Raw genomic sequence first — 19455 nt, 5'->3', positions numbered from 1 at the left:
CGGACGCGCCGCGTGAGTACTGTTGAAAGCGAAGCGACGGCAGGGCGCGGCAGCGCCCGTGCTGTCGCTGTCGCCTCGTCGATCGCCCGTTTCCTGGTCACCGCGATAACCACCTATCTCGGTCTTCTCGCGGTGACCTTCTTCATCGGCCGGGTCATCCCGATCGACCCGGTGCTGGCGGTGCTCGGCGACCGGGCGCCGGCCAATGTCGTCGAGCGGACGCGCCGCGAGATGGGGCTCGACCTGCCGCTGATCGAGCAGTTCTACATCTATGTGAAGAATGCCCTGAACGGCAATTTCGGCACCTCGGTGCTGACCACCAATCCTGTCATGACCGACATCCGCCGCGCCTTTCCGGCGACGATCGAGCTGGCGACGCTGGGAACGCTGATCGGTGCTTTGCTTGGTGTGCCGCTCGGCGTGCTGGCCGCGGTCCGGCGCGGCAGCATCATCGATCAGATTGTCCGCATCATCGGACTGGTCGGCTACTCCGTGCCGATCTTCTGGCTGGGACTGCTGGCGCTCGTGCTGTTCTACGCCAGGCTGCAATGGGTGGCTTTTCCCGGCCGCCTCGACATCGTCTACGAATACACCTTCACCCCGATCACCGGCTTTTATCTCCTGGATGCGCTGTGGCAGCGGCAGTGGGATGTGTTTCGCGATGCCTTCCGCCACATCATCCTGCCGGCCTCGCTGCTTGGCTATTTCTCGCTCGCCTATATCAGCCGGATGACGCGATCGTTCATGCTGAACGAGCTTGCCCAGGAATATATCGTCGCGGCGCGCGCCAAGGGCCTGTCGGAAACGCGCATCATCTGGGGCCACGCGCTGCGCAACGCGGCGGTGCCGATGGTCACCGTGATCGCACTCTCCTATGCCGGTCTGCTCGAAGGCTCGGTGCTCACCGAGACCGTGTTTTCCTGGCCGGGTATCGGCCTCTACATCACCAATTCCCTGCAGAACGCCGACATGAACGCCGTGCTCGGTGGCACCATCATCATCGGCTCGGTGTTCATCGGCATCAATCTCCTGTCCGACCTGCTCTACCGGGTGCTCGACCCAAGGACCAAGGTACGATGAGCGCTGAAGCAATCCAGAGCCGCCGCGACTGGCTGCTCAGCGAGCGGCCGGCGTCGCGCATGCAGGCCAGGCTCGGCCGCGCCTATGTCGCGTGGCGGCGCTTTTCAGCCAACCGGCTGGCGTTTCTCGGCCTGCTCATCATCATCGCTTTGCTGGTGGTCGCCGCCTTTGCCAATGTGCTGGCGCCCTATTCGCCGACATTCGGCGACCTCAAGGGCTCGCGGCTGCTGGCGCCAAGTGCCGAGCACTGGTTCGGCACCGACGACCTTGGCCGCGACATCCTTTCGCGCGTCATCTTCGGCTCGCGATGGACGCTTTACGTCGTCATTCTCGTCGCAGTCATCGCCGCTCCTATCGGCCTGCTGGTCGGCACAGTCGCCGGTTATGCCGGCGGCTGGATCGATGCGATCCTGATGCGTATCACCGACATCTTTCTCGCCTTTCCGAAGCTGATCCTGGCGCTGGCCTTCGTCGCCGCACTTGGCCCTGGCATCGAGAATGCGGTGCTCGCCATCGCCGTCACCTCATGGCCGCCCTACGCCCGTATCGCGCGTGCCGAAACGCTCACCGTGCGCAATTCGGATTACATCAAGGCGGTGCAATTGATGGGCGCCTCGCCGTTCCGCATCGTGCTGCGCCATATCATGCCGCTCTGCATCTCGTCGCTGATCGTCAGGGTGACGCTCGACATGGCCGGCATCATCCTGACCGCCGCCGGTCTCGGCTTCCTCGGCCTCGGCGCGCAACCGCCGCTGCCGGAATGGGGCGCGATGATCGCGTCGGGCCGCCGCTTCGTGCTCGACCAATGGTGGGTGGCCGGTGCACCGGGCTTTGCCATCCTCATCGTCAGCCTCGGCTTCAACCTGCTCGGCGACGGCCTGCGAGACGCGCTCGACCCGCGCAGTGGTGACCAATGAGCACGCTTCTCGAGGTCGACGATCTGCGCGTCACCTTCCCGACGCGCACCGGCCGCATCGAGGCGGTGCGCGGCGTTTCCTTTTCGCTCGGCCGCGAACGGCTCGGCATCGTCGGCGAGAGCGGTTCCGGCAAGTCGCAGACCGGCCGCGCCATCATGGGCCTGACCCCGCCGCAGGCCGAGGTCACGGCCAGGAAACTTGCCTTCGACGGCATCGACCTGCTCGCCGCCTCGCCCCGCGACCGCCGGGCGCTCCGCGGCAAGCGCATCGCCATGATCCTGCAGGATCCAAAATACTCGCTCGACCCGGTGATGAGCATCGGCCGCCAGATCGTCGAGACGCTGCGCACGCATGAGAAGGTCGGCAAGGCCGAAGCCCGCGATCGCGCGCTTGCCATGCTGGAGGCGGTGCAGATCCGTGACCCCGCCCGTGTCTTCGACCTGCATCCGCACGAGGTGTCGGGCGGCATGGGCCAGCGCGCCATGATCGCCATGATGCTGATTGCCGGGCCGGAGATGATGATCGCCGACGAACCGACCTCGGCGCTCGACGTCACCGTTCAGCTCGACGTCCTCGGCATCCTCGACAGGCTGGTCAGCGAGCGCGGCATGGGGCTGATCTTCATCTCGCACGATCTGCGCCTGGTCTCGTCCTTCTGCGACCGGGTGATCGTCATGTATGCCGGCAGGGTGGTCGAACAGCTCAAGGCGTCGGAGCTCGGCCGCGCCCAGCATCCCTATACGCGCGGCCTGCTCAACTGCATGCCCAAGATCGGCGCCGACCGCCACCCGCTGCCGGTGCTCGACCGCAAGCCGGAGTGGGCGGCATGACGGCAGCACTTTCCGCCGACAGGCTGGAGGTGGTCTTCGACCGCTTTCGCGCGCTGAAGGGTGTCAGCCTCGAGGTGCAATCCGGCGAATCCTTCGGCCTGGTCGGCGAATCCGGCTCCGGCAAATCGACGCTGTTGCGCGCGATTGCCGGCCTCGCGCCGGCCGCTTCGGGCAGCATCACCGTCAACGGGAAAAAACTCGGCAAGCGCCGCGACAAGGCCTTCTATCGCGAGGTGCAGATGGTCTTCCAGGACCCCTACGGCTCGCTGCATCCGCGCCAGACCGTCGACCGCCTGCTGCAGGAGCCGCTCGCCATCCACGGCTTTGCCGATGGCGAGAAGCGCATCCAGCGGGCGCTCGACGAGGTCGGGCTCGGCACCGGCTTCCGCTTCCGCTATTCGCATCAATTGTCGGGTGGCCAGCGCCAGCGGGTGGCGATTGCGCGGGCGCTGATCCTCGAACCGGCGATCCTGCTGCTCGACGAGCCGACCTCGGCGCTCGACGCTTCCGTGCAGGCGGAGGTGCTCAACCTGTTGGAAGACATCCGGCGGCGGCGCAAGCTGACCTTCCTGATGGTCAGCCACGACCTCGCCATCATCACCCATATGTGCGAGCGGCTGATGGTGATGCAGAACGGCGAGGCGGTCGAGCACCTCACCGCTGATGACCTCGTCGAGCGCCGCGTCAGCAAGGATTACACGCGCAATTTGCTCAGGGCGAGCGAGGGGTTTGTGCGGACGGCGTGAGTCAAATCAGCTGTCCGCGAAGGAATGCGACCTTAGCGGCGGCAGGCCCAATCGCCTGGTGGCGCTGCCAACTTGAGGAAAACATGAAATAAGGCCAGAACAGTTCCCGGCAGTCATCCAAACGAGAACGGGCGTCGGCCCGGTGAGGGAACATCATGAAGAACTCAGCCATTTCCGAACGCAAGAACCAGTCGATCTCGCGCGGCGTCGGCATGACCACGCAGATTTATGCCGACCGCGCCGAGAACTCGGAAATCTGGGATGTCGAGGGCCGTCGCTACATCGATTTCTCGTCCGGCATCGCCGTCGTCAACACCGGCCACCGCCATCCCAAGGTGATCGAGGCGGTCAAGGCGCAGCTCGACCGCTTCACCCATACCTGCCACCAGGTGGTGCCCTATGAGAGCTATGTCAGGCTGGCCGAACGGCTGAACGGCTTGCTGCCGGGAAAATTCGACAAGAAGACGATTTTCGTCACCACCGGTGCCGAAGCGGTGGAGAACGCCATCAAGATCGCCCGCAACGCAACCGGCCGTCCGGCGGTCATTGCCTTTGCCGGCGGCTTCCATGGCCGCACCTTCATGGGCATGGCGCTGACCGGCAAGGTTGTGCCCTATAAGGTCGGCTTCGGCGCCATGCCGGCCGATGTTTTCCACGCGCCGTTCCCGGTGGCGCTGCATGGGATCACGGTCGCCGATTCGCTGGCCGCGCTCGACCGGCTGTTCAAGGCCGATGTCGATCCGGCCCGCGTCGCCGCCATCATCGTCGAGCCGGTGCAGGGCGAGGGCGGATTTTACGAGGCGCCGCGCGACTTCATGACGGCGCTGCGCAAGATCTGCGACCAGCACGGCATGCTGTTGATCGCCGACGAGGTGCAGACCGGTTTTGCCCGCACCGGAAAGATGTTCGCCATGGATCATCACGAAGTGGCGCCCGACATCACCACCATGGCCAAGAGCCTTGCCGGCGGCTTCCCGCTGTCGGCGGTCACCGGCCGCGCCGAGATTATGGATGCGCCCAGCCCCGGCGGGCTTGGCGGCACCTATGGCGGCAGCCCGATCGGCGTTGCCGCGGCGCATGCCGTGCTCGACGTGATCGAAGAGGAAAAGCTCTGCGACCGCGCCAACACGCTGGGCAACCGGCTGAAGCAGCGGCTGCAATCGATCCGCGACGACACGCCGGAGATCGTCGATATCAGAGGCCCGGGCTTCATGAACGCTGTCGAGTTCAACGATGTGAAGAAGGGCCTGCCGTCGGCCGAGATCGCCAATGCGGTCCGGCTGAAGGCGCTCGACAAGGGCCTGATCCTGCTCACCTGCGGCGTCTACGGCAACGTCATCCGCTTCCTCGCGCCAATCACCATCCAGGACGGCGTCATGAACGAAGCGCTCGACATCCTGGAAAGCTCGATCCGCGAGGTCCGCGCCGCCTGAGCGGATCTTTCTCCCTTCTCCCCTTGTGGGAGAAGGTGGATCGGCGCGCAGCGCCGAGACGGTTGAGGGGTGTTGGACGGAGTGCCAAGCTGGAACACCCCTCATCCGACCTCGCTTCGCGAGGCCACCTTCTCCCACAAGGGGAGAAGGGAAGGATATCAACACATCCTTATTCAGCGGCGCGGACGGGCTCTACCTGCTGGAAAGCGGCGAGCGCCGCCTTCAATCCGTCCGGTCCCGTCGCAACCGTCTGCGGCGTCGGCGAAAAGCCGGCGCCGAGCATCTTGCGGCCAAGCATGTGGTCGCCAGGCCGGTTGACCGATTCGATGCCGAGCAGACGATTCCCAGCATAGTGGTAGATGGAGAACCGGTTCTCGTTTACGTCGCCGAGCACGACATGGCTGTCGCCGCCCGAAATCAGGCCGACCATCTGCAGCTTGATGTCACCGATGTCGGACCAGAACCACGGCACCGCCGCAAAGGCGTCCGCATGGCCGAGAACGGTGCGTGCTGCAAGACGCGCCTGGTCGGTCGCATTCTGCACCGATTCCAGCCGCACATCGCCGCCGGTGAGCCAGTGCCGGTAGGAAGCGGCATCGCCAATGGCGAGGATTTCGGGCACCGACGTGCGCATCTGCTGGTCGACGCGGATGCCGTTGGCGATAGTGATGCCGGCGGCTTGCGCCAGTTCGACATTCGGCACGACGCCGATGCCGATGATGACCATCTGCGCCGGCAGCCGATCGCCGGATGCGGTGATTGCCGCCGAGACATGGCCGTTCTCGGCTTCGAGCCGTGCAATCGTGGTGCCGGTGAGAATGCGCACGCCGGTCGCTTCCAGCCGCTGCCGCACGTGGCGCGCGATGATCGGCGCCACCGCCCGGCCGAGCAGCCGGTCGACCGCCTCGACCACGATGACCTTGCGGCCGGCCGCTGTGAGCGTCGCGGCGATCTCCAGCCCGATGAAGCCGCCGCCGAGGATGACGACATCCTCGCTCTGCGCGCTCAATTCGCGGATCAGGCGCGCGTCGGCGAGCGAGCGCAGCGACACCACGCCCGAAAAATCCGAACCCGGCAGCGACAGCATGCGCGGCCGCGAACCGGTCGCCAGGATCAGCCGGTCGAACGGCAGTGTGCCGCCATCCGATAGCTCCAGCCTGCGGCCGCCGGCATCGATGCGATCGATGCGGACGCCCGGCCGGTAGTTGATCGCGCTGCCGGTATAAAAAGCCTCGCCGCGCAGCGGCTGCGGTTTGGCCTCCTGATCCTTGATGAAGGTCTTCGATAGCGGCGGCTTGTGGTAGGGCAGTTCGTCCTCATCGCTGATGAGGATCACGGGTTCGTCGTAGCCGTCCTCGCGCAGGCTGGCGGCCGCTTGCACGCCCGCATGACCCGCACCGACAATGACCACACCGTTTTTCATCGCAGCCCCAATTCCTCATCTCTCCTAGGCGTTATCCAAGTCTAGGACGTCTCGCCAAGTGGCGATTGTCTGACGCCGCCGCAAGACCACCCTTGCGGGTCGCACCCGGAATGGCGGTCTGTCAATCGTTCGTTCGACGGCGGCGCGGCAATACGGCTAAAGTTGATACTTGCAGTTTAGAATAATTCTAAACTGTTGTTTCAATTGGCTTTTCTCTCTGAAATTGGTTGACTTCCGGCACCTTCATCGCTTTATGGAAGCGTGCGCGTCAAGCGCATCCCTTTGATGTCTGGGCCTTGAACCCTTTCGATTGGAGGCATTTCGATGTCTTTCTTCCGCAAACCGCGCTATGCCGCGGCCTGTATCTCGCTCAATGGCATGGACCTGCCTTGGCGCCGATTGCCTGCCGACGCGCCTTTGGCGCCGGCATTTTCACTGAATTCCCGAGGGAGAAGACAATCATGAGAGCGATGATCACGGCGCGATATGGCAGCAGGCTTGCAGCGATCGGCGCCACGGTGGTCTTGACGGCGGCGATATTCGTGCTGCCGGCCAAGGCGGAAACCGATGCCAAGGCGGTCATCAAGACCTATTCCGATATTGCGCTCGCCAAATATGAGGATTCGCTGACCACGGCGCAGGCGCTCGGCAAGGCTGTCGACGCGCTGCTCGCCAAGCCTTCGGTGGAAACGCTCACCGCCGCCCGCGAGGCCTGGAAAGCGTCGCGCGTTCCCTATCAGCAGACCGAAGTCTATCGCTTCGGCAACGCCATCGTCGACGACTGGGAAGGCAAGGTGAACGCCTGGCCGCTGGACGAAGGCCTAATCGATTATGTCGCCGAGAACTACGGCACCGAGTCGGACGCGAATGCACTGTATACCGCCAATGTGATCGCCAACAAGTCGATCGAGATCGACGGCAAGAAGATCGACGCCACCAATCTTACTCCCGAGTTCCTCTCCGGCACGCTGCAGGAGGCCGGCGGCATCGAGGCCAATGTGGCGACCGGTTATCACGCCATCGAATTCCTGCTGTGGGGCCAGGACCTGCACGGCACCGGGCCGGGCGCTGGCGAACGGCCCTATACCGACTACGACCTCGCCAACTGCACCGGCGGCAATTGCGATCGTCGCGCGCAGTACCTGAAGTCGGCGAGCGAGCTTCTGGTTTCCGATCTGCAGGACATGGTCAACGACTGGAAGGAAGGCGGCGCCGCCCGCAAGAACCTTGTCGATGGCGAGCCGAAAGCCGGCATCTCGACCATCCTCACCGGCATGGGCTCGCTGTCCTACGGCGAACTCGCCGGCGAGCGCATGAAGCTCGGCCTGCTGCTGCACGACCCGGAAGAGGAGCATGACTGCTTCTCCGACAACACCTACGATTCCCATCTCTACGATGCCGTCGGCATTCGCGCCGCCTATAAGGGCAACTACACCCGCCTCGACGGCACCGTCGTCAAAGGACCGTCGGTATCCGACATGGTCAAGGAGGCCGATCCGGCGGTCGACAAGGAACTGTCGGACAAGCTTGATGTCACCGTCGCCAAGATGGAAGCCATCAAGGCGCGAGCGCTTGGCGGCGAGGCCTATGACCAGCAGATCGGCGAAGGCAATACGCAAGGCAACGCCACCGTGCAGGCGGCGATCGACGCGCTGGTCGACCAGACCAAGTCGATCGAACGCGCCGTCGGCATCCTGAAACTCAATGCCATAGCCTTCGAGGGCTCGGACAGCCTCGATGCGCCGGACAAGGTGTTTCAGTAAGGCGTCGATGCCCGGAGCCCGAACCGAAAGTCCGCGTCGCGAAGTGGAAGTCGGTCTCGGCTCCAGGCTCCACTCAAGAAAATAAGCCACACGGCGCTGAGCACGCGCCGTCAGCCACACAGAGCAAATAATGCTGATCTGCCATTGCAACATCATCACCGAGAAGGAGATTGAGCAGACGATCGTCGGGCTGCTGGATCAGGATCCCTGGCAGCTTATCGTGCCGGCGAAGATCTATCATGCCATGCAGAAGCGTGGTCGCTGTTGCGGCTGCTTCCCAAATGTGGTCGAAACGATCATTCGGGTAACCGAAAATTACCACGCCCGCTCGGAGGCGAGCGGCGTGGACGTCGTTTCACACCTGGATCGCGTCAGAGGCCTGCGCGTCCAATACGGGAGCAGAACCCATGAAAGGCGAACAACAGATCATAGAGCGGCTTAACGAAGCTCTGTTTCTGGAACTTGGAGCAGTCAATCAGTACTGGGTGCATTTCCGGCTGCTGGAGGACTGGGGATACGCCAAGCTGGCAAAGAAGGAACGCGCCGAATCGATCGAGGAGATGCACCATGCCGACCGGCTCGTGGCCCGTATCATCTTCCTTGAAGGCCATCCGAACCTGCAGTCGGTAGCGCCGCTGCGCATCGGACAGAATGTCAAGGAAGTGCTCGAATCGGATCTTGCCGGCGAGTATGACGCGCGCACTGCCTACAAACGGTCGCGCGAGATTTGTGACGAAGCAGGTGACTATGTGACGATGAAGCTGTTCGAGGATTTGTTGTCCGACGAGGAAGGTCATATCGACTTCCTCGAGACGCAACTCGACCTGCTCGCCTCGATCGGCGAGGAAAAATACGGCCAGCTCAACGCCGCATCGGCCGACGAGGCGGATTAGGGACATGCGGGAATGCGGCGCCGCTTAGACTACTTGCGCCGCTTGCGGCGGGCCGAGGATTGCGGCCTGCCGTCCCAGCACAACCTGCGATACGGCTGGCTTCGCCGGCTTTCGCCTGCCGTAGTGGTCGTGCTGACCGCCTCGGCGCTGGCCGGCGCGCCCGAACCGGCGGGTCTCGCCACCAGCCGTGCCGATCTGACGCCGAAGGATCTGGCGCGCGCCATTGCCATCACCAGGCCGACCAGGGATTTCTCCAAGCCCGAGCAGTTCGAGCCGATGCAGGGCGGCGCCGGCACGTCGCGGAAAGGCGCCAACAAGGACGCTTTCTCGCAATCTTCCGCCAATGTCACTTTCGAGGAACAAGGCACCTTCAAGCTCGGCAATGCTCTTTTCCGCAAGAACTGGGTGTCATCGCCCTCGTCGACGCAGGCATCGGACGGGCTTGGTCCGCTGTTCAACGAGCGGGCGTGCCAGAATTGCCATCTGAAGGACGGTCGCGGTCATCCGCCGCAAGCCGACAGCGGCACCACCTCGATGTTCCTGCGGCTGGCGCGGCAGGCGAGCACCGAGGAGGAGAAAGCAGCGCTCGCCGCCGGCAAGGTGCTCAACTTCCCCGATCCGGTCTACGGCTCGCAATTGCAGGAACTGGCCGTTCCGGGCCTTCGCGGCGAAGGCAGGATGCGTGTCGTCTATCAGGAGCAAAAAGCCACCCTGCCGGACGGCACCGTGGTTTGGCTGCGCAAGCCGAGCTATTCGGTCGATGATCTTGCCAACGGGCCGCTCGATCCGCACACCACGCTTTCGCCGCGCTTGACGCCGCCGATGATCGGCCTCGGCCTGGTCGAGCAAATCGCGCCGGCCGACATTCTCGCCAGTGCCGATCCGGACGATCGCAACAGTGACGGCATCTCCGGCAAGCCCAATATCGTGCGCGACGGCCAGAGCGGCGAGCCGACGCTCGGCCGCTTTGGCTGGAAGGCGCAGACACCTTCGATTCGCCAGCAAGCGGCGGACGCGTTCGCCGGCGACATCGGCATTTCGACGCCGGAAGTGCCGAACCACTGGGGCGATTGCACCGCGGCCGAAAAGAACTGCCTTGCCATGGCCAACGGCGTACAGGAGCGGCTCGGCCCGGTCGAGGCGCCGCCGCCGGTGATGGACCTGGTCACCTTCTATTCGCAAAACCTCGCCGTGCCGGCGCGGCGCGATCTCGACAAGCCCGATGTGCTGGCCGGCAAGAAGCTGTTCTACGACATGGGCTGCATTGCCTGCCATACGCCGAAATTCGTCACCCGCCGCGGCACGCCCAACAAGGCGCAGGCCTTCCAGCTGATCTGGCCCTATTCCGATTTTCTGCTGCACGACATGGGGCCGGGCCTCGCCGACGGGCAAGCGGTGGGCGATGCCAGCGGGAGCGAATGGCGCACGCCGCCGCTGTGGGGCATCGGTCTTACCCAGACCGTCAACGGCAACACCTTCTTCCTGCACGACGGGCGGGCGCGCACCCTGACCGAGGCGATCCTGTGGCATGGCGGCGAGGGGCAAAAGGCGCGCGACCGCTTTGCCGCCGCCGCCGCGCCCGATCGCGCCGCACTGATCAAATTCCTGGAGTCTTTGTGATGTCGAAGCGTCTGGCGTTTGTCCTGGTTCTCCCGCTGGTCCTCGCCGGCTCATTGCCGGCGTCCGCAGCGGTGAAGGCTTCCGACGTGATCCAGCGAGCGATCGACGGCTTTGTCCGCCCGGCCTATGCACGCCTGCAAGACCATGCCGACAGCCTGAGCAAGGCAGTGCGGACGCTGTGCGACGCGCCTTCGCAGGACCATCTCGATGCGGCGCGCGCCGAATTCTCCGGCACCGTGGATGCCTGGTCGGTCGTCGAGATCATCCGCATCGGGCCGATCACGCAGAACAACCGGCTGGAACGCATGCTGTTTTGGCCGGACCGCAAGAGCATCGGTCTGAGGCAGGTGCAGGCGGCGTTGGCCAGTAAAGACCGGACCGCCGCCGATCCGGCCCATCTGGCGAAAAAGAGCGTCGCCATGCAAGGGCTCGGCGCGCTGGAATTCGTGCTTTACGGCGACGGCGCCGAGCGGCTCGCCGGCAGGGACGATCCCTATCGCTGCGCTTACGGCGCGGCCGTCGCCGGCAACATCGAAACGATTGCCGCCGAGGTCAGCGACGCCTGGAACAAGCCCGACGGCTTTGCAGCACTTTGGGCCAATCCGGGGCCGCAGAACGCACTCTACCGCGACGGCACGGAAGCGGTGACCGAACTGGTCGGCGTCTTCATCAACGAACTGGAGATGGTCCGTGACGTGCGCCTGAAAGGTTTTCTGGGCAGTAGCCCGCAGGCCGACAAGCCGAAACAGGCGATCTACTGGCGTTCACAAAACACCGCGCGTTCGCTGACCGGAAATCTTTCGGGCATGGACGCTCTGTTCCAGGCTTCGCAGCTTGGCGACGCGCTGTCGCCCGATGCGCGCTGGATGGCGGAATCGATCCACATCCAGCTCGTCAACGGCGCCGCCGACGCCACCGCCATCAGAGGCCCGATCGACAAGGCGCTTGCCGATCCGGCGCTGCGCCAGAAGCTCGACCATTTCTCGCTTGTGACATCCAGCCTGTCGACCCTCATCGGCACCAGGCTAACCGCCGAATTCGGCCTGACCGCCGGGTTCTCGTCGCTCGACGGAGACTGATTCTGAAAACGTCGCTGATCGACCGCCGCGACTTCCTGAGGGCTGCCGGGGCAGGCTTTGTTGCCGCGATGGCGCCGCCGGCATGGGCGAAGACGCTTAGCACGGACGCCGTCTTCGCCACCGCTTTCGTCAAGCGCGACGGCAGCTATGGCGCGGCGATCCTGTCCGAGGCCGGCAATGTGCTGCATGCCATCGACCTGCCCGCCCGCGGTCACGACGTCACCTTCGATCCGCTGTCGAAACGCTCGGTGGTCTTTGCCAGGCAGCCCGGCACTTTCGCGGTTGTGTTCGACCATACCGGCCGCGACGAGCCGCTGACCATTGCCAGCATCAGTGGCCGGCATTTCTTCGGCCACGGCGTGTTTTCGACCGACGGTGCGCTGCTCTACGCCACCGAGAACGATTTCGACAATGCCGCCGGCGTGGTCGGCGTCTATGACGCGCGTGCGAAATTCAAGCGCGTTGGCGAGTTCCCGACCTATGGCATGGGTCCGCACGAGCTGCTGCTGCTCGGCGACGGCAGGACGATTGCCGTCGCCAATGGCGGCATCGAGACGCATCCCGATTATGGCCGCGCCGAGCTCAACGTCGCGACGATGAAGCCATCTTATGTGCTGGTCGACCGCCTTACCGGCGACCTTGTCGAAAAGCACGAATTGCCGCCGGCGCTGCACCAGCTTTCGATCCGGCATATGGATACCGACAAATCCGGCGCGGTCTGGTTCGGCTGCCAGTACAGGGGGCCGGGCGGCGATCGTCCGTTGCTGGTCGGCCGCGCCGCGCGCGGCAAGGATCTGCAACTGCTCGACATGCCGCAGGACGTGCTGTCCGGCTTCAGGAATTACATCGGCTCGGTCGCCGCCAACCCTGCTTCCGGTACCGTCGCAGTGTCCTCGCCGGAAGGCAACTCGCTTGCCATCATCGATGCGGCCAGCGGCCGGATCGTCGCCACCAGCGCACTGGCAGAGGTCTGCGGCGTGGCGCCCGACGGGACGAGCTTCATGGCGACGACCGGCACGGGGCAGATAGCCCAAGCCGGCGGCGCGACACGGTCCGAGCCGAACTATGTCTGGGACAATCACATGCTGCGCATCGACCAGGCCGCATAGTGCGGCACTGGTTCATTGACGGTTGTGGTCGCCGAGAGTTACCTCTTTTTGGGCGAGGTCGAAGCGAAGCCGCCAAACGATTTATGCATTATCCCCTTGCAGGGACGAGCCATGGCAGGCACAGGGAAATTGTCTTTCGAACCCCCTGTGCCCCAAGCGGGCGCTGCCAACCGGCCGTCTCATGAAGTTGCTTGCCATCGATTGTGCCGCCAATCTCTGCGCCGCCTGTGTCTACGACGCGGCGGCCGGGAAGGAACTCGGCCGCTCGGTGCTCGATCTCGGCAAGGGCCATGCCGAACATCTGATGGCAGTGATCGAAGAGGCGTTGACGATCGGCGGCACCGACTATGCCGGTCTTGGCGCCATCGCTGTCTCCACCGGCCCGGGCTCCTTCACCGGCCTGCGCGTCGGCGTCTCGGCGGCGCGGGGCCTGGCGCTGGCGCTGAAAATCCCGGCAATCGGGGTGACGACGCTGGAAGCGCTGGCGGCGCAGGCGAAAGAGACATTTCCCGGCCGCGCCGTGCTGGCCGCGCTCGACGCCGGCCGCGAGGAGATCCATGCGGCGCTTTACGACGAAGCATCCGTTTTGATTTACGGTCCCGCGGTGGCCACGCTTTCGCAAGCCGCCGCCATGGCGGTTGACGGGTTTCCGGTTCTGGCCGGCACCGCGGCCACGCAAATTGCTGCATCGGCCGGGCGCGCCTTCGACGTCGGCCCGACAAGCGCCACTTCGGATATCGCAATCTATGCCCGGCTGGCCGCTGCCAAGGGTGAAGGCGAAAAGCCGAAACCGCTTTATCTGCGCGGAGCTGACGCCAAGCCGCAGGCCGGGTTTATCCTGTCCAGGAAGAAAGCCGGGAAGATAAACTGATGCGCATTCCTTTCCTCCAGCCGCGCCGCAGGGACTTTGCGCTCGAGCCGCTGACGGTCGCCGACAGTGCGGCCCTGTCGGTGCTGCATCGCGAGGATTTCGTCCGGCCGTGGAGTGATGACGAATTCGCCGCTCTGATCGAGCAGGACACGGTGTTCGGCTATGCCGCGCGCGAGACCGGCCAGGGTGCCAAGCCGCCGGTCGGTTTCGTGCTGGCGCGCCTGGCGGCCGGCGAAGGCGAGGTCCTGACTGTCGCGGTGGCGCGCTCCCATCGCCGCCAGGGCCTTGGCTGGCAACTGATGGATGCGGTGCTGCGCGAACTGCATGCGCAACGCGCCGAGGCGCTTTTCCTCGAGGTCGACGAGACCAACGTCGCCGCGATCGCGCTCTATCGGCGGCTGGGATTCCGCGAGGTCGGCAAACGTGCCAACTACTACAGATCGCCCGAGCACGGCCCGACCGGAGCGCTTGTCATGCGCCGCGATCTTCGCTAGCGCATCGGCCCGCAAATCGGAACCGATTCTCGGAAAACACGATGCGCAGGTTGAGATGCGCAGATTAAAAAGCGCTAGAGCGTGCTTGGACGTCCAGTTGGACGCGTCGCTCTAGCCAGAACTCGGGACAGGGCCAAGAGCGAATGATCGGAAAAATCAGGATTTTCCTGGCGCTGGGCCTCGTTGTCGCAGGCTCGTTGATCCTCGTGCCGTTGCAGATACTGTCGATGAAGACCGCCCTGTGGCGCGAGACGTTCATCCTGAAGATCTGGCACCGGCTCATCATCCGGGCGCTCGGCATGCGCATCCACGTCAAGGGGACCTTGTCCAATCAGCGCCCGTTACTGGTTGCGTCGAACCACGTTTCATGGACCGACATCATGGTGCTGGGGTCGATGGCCGACGTGACGTTCATCGCCAGGGCCGACATGGCCGGCTGGCCGTTGATCGGCATGTTGTCGAAGCTGCAGCGCACCGTTTTCATCGAGCGCGAGCGCAAACGTTCGTCGGGCGACCAGGCGAGCGAGATCGCCAGCCGCATGGCCAAGGGCGACGCCATGGTGCTGTTTGCCGAAGGTTCGACCAGCGACGGCAACATGATCTTGCCGTTCAAGAGCACGCTGTTCGGCGCCGCCTCGATGGCGATTTCGGAAGGGGCGGCCGAAACGGTCTTCATCCAGCCGGTGGCGATCGTCTATACGCGCCTGCACGGCGTGCCGCTCGGCCGCAGGCACCGGCCGATTGCCGCCTGGATCGGCGACGAGGATTTGATGCCGCATCTCAAGGTGCTGATGGCGGAGGGCGGGCTCGATGTCGAAGTGCATTTCGGCGAGCCGGTCGCCTTCTCCAAGGGCTCCAGCCGCAAGGAAACGGCCAGGCTGATGGAAAGTCAGGTGCGTGATATGGTGCAGGCGGCGCTCGCCGATCCGCGCCCGAGCCGGTAAGCCGGAAAAGCTCCAGCGCTTTGCGCGTCCAAAGGAGGCGCGGCGCTGTAAGGCAGAATCGTCTGTTTTTTGTCGGGGAAAGGCGTTAGAAGCCGCCAGATGGAATTGAACACGATCGAACGGGACGACATCGATACTGCGACCGAAACTGCGGTCGCGCCGCCTGCCGCGAGCCGGAAGGTCTTCGTCAAGACCTATGGCTGCCAGATGAACGTCTACGATTCGCAGCGCATGACCGACGCGCTGGCCGCCGACGGCTATACTGCGACGGATGCGATCGGCGAGGCCGATCTGGTGCTGCTCAACACCTGCCATATCCGCGAGAAAGCCGCCGAAAAGGTCTATTCCGAACTCGGCCGCATTCGTGAGATGAAGGCCGAACGGGCTCGGGCCGGCCGCGAGATGCTGGTCGGCGTCGCCGGCTGCGTGGCGCAGGCCGAGGGCTCCGAGATCATCCGCCGCTCGCCTTCTGTCGATCTGGTCATCGGCCCGCAGACCTATCATCGGCTGCCCGACGTGCTGGCACGGGTGCGCGGCGGCGAAAAGATCGTCGAGACGGACTACGCCATCGAAGACAAGTTCGAACATCTGCCGCAGCCGAAGCGCGCCGAGATCATCAGGCGCGGCGTCACCGCGTTCCTGACGGTGCAGGAAGGCTGCGACAAGTTCTGCACCTTCTGCGTGGTGCCCTATACCAGAGGCTCGGAAGTGTCGCGGCCGGTGGCGCAGATCGTCGCCGAGGCCGAGCGGCTGGCGCAAGCCGGCGTGCGCGAGGTGACGCTGCTTGGACAGAACGTCAATGCCTGGCACGGCGAAGGCGAAGCCAAAGGGGGCAAGACCGAGGAATGGGGTCTTGGCCGCCTGCTGTTCCGGCTGGCCGAGATTCCCGGGCTGGCGCGGTTGCGCTACACCACCAGCCACCCGCGCGACATGGACGACGAATTGATCGCCGCTCACCGTGACTTGCCGGCGCTGATGCCCTATCTGCATTTGCCTGTGCAATCCGGCTCCGACCGCATCCTCAAGGCGATGAACCGCAGGCATACGGCAAAAGATTATTTGACGCTGCTCGACCGGATCCGCGCCGCACGGAGCGATATCGCGCTTTCGGGCGACTTCATTGTCGGCTTTCCCGGCGAGACGGATGCGGATTTCGAGGCGACGATGGACCTTGTCCACCAGGTGAACTATGCCTCGGCCTTCTCGTTCAAATATTCGCCGCGCCCCGGCACGCCGGGCGCGGAAATGGCCGATCATGTGCCGGAAGCGGTCAAGGACGAGCGCCTGCAGCGACTGCAGGCGCTGTTGCTGACCCAGCAGCAGGAGTTCGGCGCCAGCCTGGTCGGCAGCACCATCGACACGCTGATCGAGAAGCCGGGCCGTCAGGCTGGCCAGAAGGTCGGCCGCTCACCGTGGCTGCAGCCGGTTATTGTTGATGAAAAGTCCGGCGAAATCGGTGAGATTATCCAGGTACGAATCACGAAGACGGGTTACAACAGCCTGTTCGCCGAATTGGCCTGAAGGTCTCGGCAGATGAGGAGAGACGGTTGAGCGCTGCGGAAGTGAAGAACCTGCCCCAGAACCTACCATCGGGGGCTTCGGATATGGCGCACATCGTTCTGACTTTCGACAACAACAAGCTTGCCAGCGCCCTTTATGGCCAGTTCGACGAGAATCTGGCCAGGCTCGAGCAGAAGCTTGGCGTCGATATCCGCTCGCGCGGCAACCAGCTGACCATCAAGGGCTCCGCCTCGGCCGCCGAGCAGGCGCGCCGCGCCCTGGATAATCTCTACGGCATTCTCCAGAAAGGCGCTGACATCGGCCAGTCGGACGTCGACGGCGCCGTGCGCATGGCGATCGCCGCCGACGACCAGCTGACGCTGCCGACGCTGGAGCGCAAGGGCAAGGTGTCAGCCGCCCAGATATCGACGCGTAAGAAGACGATCTATGCCCGCTCGCTCAACCAGGACGCCTATATGCGCGCGCTGGAGCGGTCCGAGCTCGTCTTCGGCATCGGCCCGGCTGGCACTGGAAAAACCTTCCTGGCGGTGGCGCATGCGGCGATGCTGCTCGAACGTGGCATGGTCGAGCGCATCGTGCTGTCGCGGCCTGCCGTCGAGGCCGGCGAGCGGCTCGGCTTCCTGCCCGGCGACATGAAGGAGAAGGTCGATCCCTATCTGCGGCCGCTCTATGACGCGCTTTACGAGATGATGCCGGCCGACAAGGTCGAGCGGGCGATTGCCGCCGAGGTGATCGAGATCGCGCCGCTGGCCTTCATGCGCGGCCGCACGCTGGCGCACTCCGCCGTCATCCTCGACGAGGCGCAGAACACCACGCCGATGCAGATGAAGATGTTCCTGACCCGTCTCGGCGAGAATTCGCGCATGATCGTCACCGGCGATCCGACCCAGATCGACCTGCCGCAAAACACCAAATCCGGTCTGGTCGAGGCGCTCAGGATCCTCGACGGCGTCACCGGCATGGTGACGGTGCGCTTCAACGAAGGCGACGTCGTCAGGCATCCGCTGGTCGCCGAGATCGTCAAGGCCTACGACCGCGACGGCAAGCTGGCCCGGGGCCTGGGCGCCGAAGGCTGAAGATGCAGCCTTATGGCTGAGGACAAAAAATCTGTAGGCGGGGATCTTCCGGTCCCCGTCGACATCGATATAGCAGTCGAAGCGGGCGACTGGCCCAATGAGGCCGCGCTGACGCGGCTGGTCGATCGCGCCGTTGCCGCCGCGTTTGCCGAAACCGGCGCGGCCGGCCGTTCCGAGCTCAGCATCGTTTTTTCTGACGATGCCCACATCCGCAGTCTCAATGCGGGATGGCGCGGCAAGGACAAACCGACCAACGTCCTGTCTTTCCCGGCTTTTCCGCTCGCCAAGGGCGGTCCGCTTCCGCCCATGCTGGGCGACATTGTGCTGGCCGCCGAGACGGTTGCGCGCGAAGCCGCACTGGAAGACAAGCCTGTCGACAACCATATCACCCATCTTGTCATCCATGGCCTGCTGCATTTGCTGGGCTACGATCACGAGACCGACGCCGAGGCCGAAGAAATGGAAGCCGTCGAACGCGCAGCACTTGCAAGGCTTGCCATTCCCGATCCCTACGCGTAACTAAAAAGATCAAATGACCGGACGACGATGAACGACAAACCAGAGACTGCCGCCCACCCAGACGCCGGCAGTGCGACCAAGCCATCCGAACAGACGGAAGAGGACTCTAGTCCGAGTACCACGACCGGCAGCTTCGCCAGCGAGCCATCGCCTGCCGGTCCTTCCCTGTTCGATCGCGTGCTCGGCCTGTTCAGGCAGCGCAACGGCACCAGCCTGCGCGAGGAGATCGCCGACGCGCTTGCCGAAACGGCGAGCGATGCCGGCGCCTTTTCGCCCGGCGAACGGGCCATGCTCAACAACATTCTGCGCCTGCGCGAGGTTCGCGTCGAGGATGTCATGGTGCCGCGCGCCGACATCGAGGCGGTCGAGATCACGACGAACCTGGGCGATCTTCTGGGACTGTTCGAGCAGTCCGGCCATTCCCGCATGCCGGTCTATTCGGAGACGCTCGACGACCCGCGTGGCATGGTCCACATCCGCGACGTGCTCGCTCACATCACCAAGCTGGCCCGCGTCAGAAAGAGCAGGACGACCAGGAAAGCCGCCCCTGCCACGCTTCTCGATCTCGCCAAGGTCGATCTCACGCGCACCATCGGCGACCTGACCCTGATCCGCCCGGTGCTTTTCGTGCCGCCGTCGATGCTCGCCTCCGACCTGATGGGGCGCATGCAGGCGATGCGCACCCAGATGGCGCTGGTCATCGACGAATATGGCGGCACCGATGGTCTGGTCTCGCTCGAGGATATCGTCGAGATGGTGGTCGGCGACATCGAGGACGAGCACGACGAGGACGAGCCGATGATCACCCAGACCGGCGAGGGCGTGTTCGTCGTCGACGGCAAGGCCGAGATCGACGATGTCGCCAAGATGATCGGCGAGGATTTTGCCGCCGGCGAGCATGGCGAATATGTCGACACGATCGGCGGCATGATCTTCAACACGCTTGGCCGGGTCCCTGCACGCGGCGAAGTGGTGCAGGCCATCCCCGGCTTCGAATTCCATGTGCTCGACGCCGATCCACGCCGCGTCAAGCGTGTGCGCATCGTGGAGACCCAGAAAAGCGAGCGCCGGCGGCGCGCCGTCCGCGCCGAGCAGGCGTGAAAGACGCCGCTCGCCAGATGACGGTCGACGATCCGT

19 protein-coding genes are annotated in these 19455 nt (G+C 64.3%); 18 read left to right on the top strand and 1 reads right to left on the bottom strand.

Annotation, left to right across the window (positions count from 1 at the left end; translation table 11 throughout):
* Window positions 1–12 precede the first annotated feature (12 nt).
* The 5 genes from AC0L2V_RS12975 (at window position 13) to AC0L2V_RS12955 (ending at window position 5006) form a co-directional block, all read left to right on the top strand.
* Window positions 13–1080, top strand: coding sequence for an ABC transporter permease (locus tag AC0L2V_RS12975; RefSeq protein ID WP_473510252.1), 1068 nt, complete (start codon window positions 13–15; stop codon window positions 1078–1080).
* Window positions 1077–1997 carry a nickel transporter permease gene (gene nikC / locus AC0L2V_RS12970; protein ID WP_473510250.1) on the top strand — a complete coding sequence of 307 codons (921 nt, stop codon included), beginning with the start codon at window positions 1077–1079 and terminating at the stop codon, window positions 1995–1997. Before AC0L2V_RS12975 ends, nikC begins: the two co-directional genes overlap by 4 nt.
* On the top strand, window positions 1994–2827 hold the full coding sequence (locus AC0L2V_RS12965) for an ABC transporter ATP-binding protein (protein WP_473510248.1): 834 nt from the start codon (window positions 1994–1996) through the stop codon (window positions 2825–2827). Before nikC ends, AC0L2V_RS12965 begins: the two co-directional genes overlap by 4 nt.
* Window positions 2824–3573, top strand: a complete 750-nt coding sequence (locus AC0L2V_RS12960; protein WP_473510247.1) for an ABC transporter ATP-binding protein — start codon at window positions 2824–2826, stop codon at window positions 3571–3573. Before AC0L2V_RS12965 ends, AC0L2V_RS12960 begins: the two co-directional genes overlap by 4 nt.
* Window positions 3574–3728: 155 nt before the next feature.
* Window positions 3729–5006, top strand: coding sequence for a 4-aminobutyrate--2-oxoglutarate transaminase (locus AC0L2V_RS12955; protein ID WP_128247975.1), 1278 nt, complete (start codon window positions 3729–3731; stop codon window positions 5004–5006).
* A 169-nt stretch (window positions 5007–5175) separates the two neighbouring features.
* Here AC0L2V_RS12955 and AC0L2V_RS12950 read toward each other — a convergent pair whose 3' ends face one another.
* On the bottom strand, window positions 5176–6429 hold the full coding sequence (locus tag AC0L2V_RS12950) for an NAD(P)/FAD-dependent oxidoreductase (protein ID WP_473510245.1): 1254 nt from the start codon (window positions 6427–6429) through the stop codon (window positions 5176–5178).
* Between the two features lie 470 nt (window positions 6430–6899).
* On the opposite strand from AC0L2V_RS12950, the gene AC0L2V_RS12945 reads away from it, so the two are divergent.
* The 13 genes from AC0L2V_RS12945 to AC0L2V_RS12885 all read left to right on the top strand — a co-directional run bounded on the left by AC0L2V_RS12945 (window position 6900) and on the right by AC0L2V_RS12885 (window position 19419).
* Window positions 6900–8192 (top strand): imelysin family protein, encoded by a 1293-nt coding sequence (locus tag AC0L2V_RS12945; RefSeq protein WP_473520261.1) that lies wholly within the window; start codon window positions 6900–6902, stop codon window positions 8190–8192.
* 130 nt (window positions 8193–8322) lie between these two features.
* Entirely contained in the window at window positions 8323–8634 is a 312-nt protein-coding gene (locus AC0L2V_RS12940) for a (2Fe-2S)-binding protein (protein ID WP_023802096.1), read from the top strand.
* A complete protein-coding gene (gene bfr / locus AC0L2V_RS12935) occupies window positions 8600–9085 on the top strand; it encodes a bacterioferritin (protein ID WP_023802097.1) in 486 nt (161 codons plus the stop codon). The genes AC0L2V_RS12940 and bfr overlap by 35 nt, the downstream gene beginning before the upstream one ends.
* Window positions 9086–9097: 12 nt before the next feature.
* Window positions 9098–10705, top strand: a complete 1608-nt coding sequence (locus tag AC0L2V_RS12930; RefSeq protein ID WP_473520249.1) for a di-heme oxidoreductase family protein — start codon at window positions 9098–9100, stop codon at window positions 10703–10705.
* Window positions 10705–11784, top strand: coding sequence for an imelysin family protein (locus AC0L2V_RS12925; RefSeq protein ID WP_473520248.1), 1080 nt, complete (start codon window positions 10705–10707; stop codon window positions 11782–11784). Before AC0L2V_RS12930 ends, AC0L2V_RS12925 begins: the two co-directional genes overlap by 1 nt.
* A 2-nt stretch (window positions 11785–11786) precedes the next feature.
* The gene (locus tag AC0L2V_RS12920; RefSeq protein ID WP_473520260.1) at window positions 11787–12893 is read left to right on the top strand and encodes a DUF1513 domain-containing protein; all 1107 of its coding nucleotides are present in this window, start codon (window positions 11787–11789) and stop codon (window positions 12891–12893) included.
* A 181-nt stretch (window positions 12894–13074) separates the two neighbouring features.
* The gene (tsaB, locus tag AC0L2V_RS12915) at window positions 13075–13764 is read left to right on the top strand and encodes a tRNA (adenosine(37)-N6)-threonylcarbamoyltransferase complex dimerization subunit type 1 TsaB (RefSeq protein ID WP_473520247.1); all 690 of its coding nucleotides are present in this window, start codon (window positions 13075–13077) and stop codon (window positions 13762–13764) included.
* On the top strand, window positions 13764–14258 hold the full coding sequence (gene rimI / locus AC0L2V_RS12910; RefSeq protein WP_023802102.1) for a ribosomal protein S18-alanine N-acetyltransferase: 495 nt from the start codon (window positions 13764–13766) through the stop codon (window positions 14256–14258). Before tsaB ends, rimI begins: the two co-directional genes overlap by 1 nt.
* A gap of 143 nt (window positions 14259–14401) precedes the next feature.
* Window positions 14402–15202, top strand: a complete 801-nt coding sequence (gene olsA / locus AC0L2V_RS12905) for a lyso-ornithine lipid O-acyltransferase (RefSeq protein WP_473520246.1) — start codon at window positions 14402–14404, stop codon at window positions 15200–15202.
* Window positions 15203–15301: 99 nt separating this feature from the next.
* Window positions 15302–16723, top strand: coding sequence for a tRNA (N6-isopentenyl adenosine(37)-C2)-methylthiotransferase MiaB (miaB, locus tag AC0L2V_RS12900; protein ID WP_287258257.1), 1422 nt, complete (start codon window positions 15302–15304; stop codon window positions 16721–16723).
* 83 nt (window positions 16724–16806) lie between these two features.
* On the top strand, window positions 16807–17799 hold the full coding sequence (locus tag AC0L2V_RS12895) for a PhoH family protein (protein ID WP_287305617.1): 993 nt from the start codon (window positions 16807–16809) through the stop codon (window positions 17797–17799).
* 12 nt (window positions 17800–17811) lie between these two features.
* Complete coding sequence (ybeY, locus tag AC0L2V_RS12890) at window positions 17812–18318, top strand: rRNA maturation RNase YbeY (protein ID WP_473520245.1); 507 nt, start codon at window positions 17812–17814, stop codon at window positions 18316–18318.
* Between the two features lie 27 nt (window positions 18319–18345).
* Window positions 18346–19419 (top strand): hemolysin family protein, encoded by a 1074-nt coding sequence (locus tag AC0L2V_RS12885; RefSeq protein ID WP_023802107.1) that lies wholly within the window; start codon window positions 18346–18348, stop codon window positions 19417–19419.
* Window positions 19420–19455 lie beyond the last annotated feature (36 nt).

This window comes from Mesorhizobium sp. WSM4814 (assembly GCF_055811595.1).
Note: the sequence above shows the minus strand (reverse complement) of the source record. Positions and strands in the feature narration are given on the sequence as shown.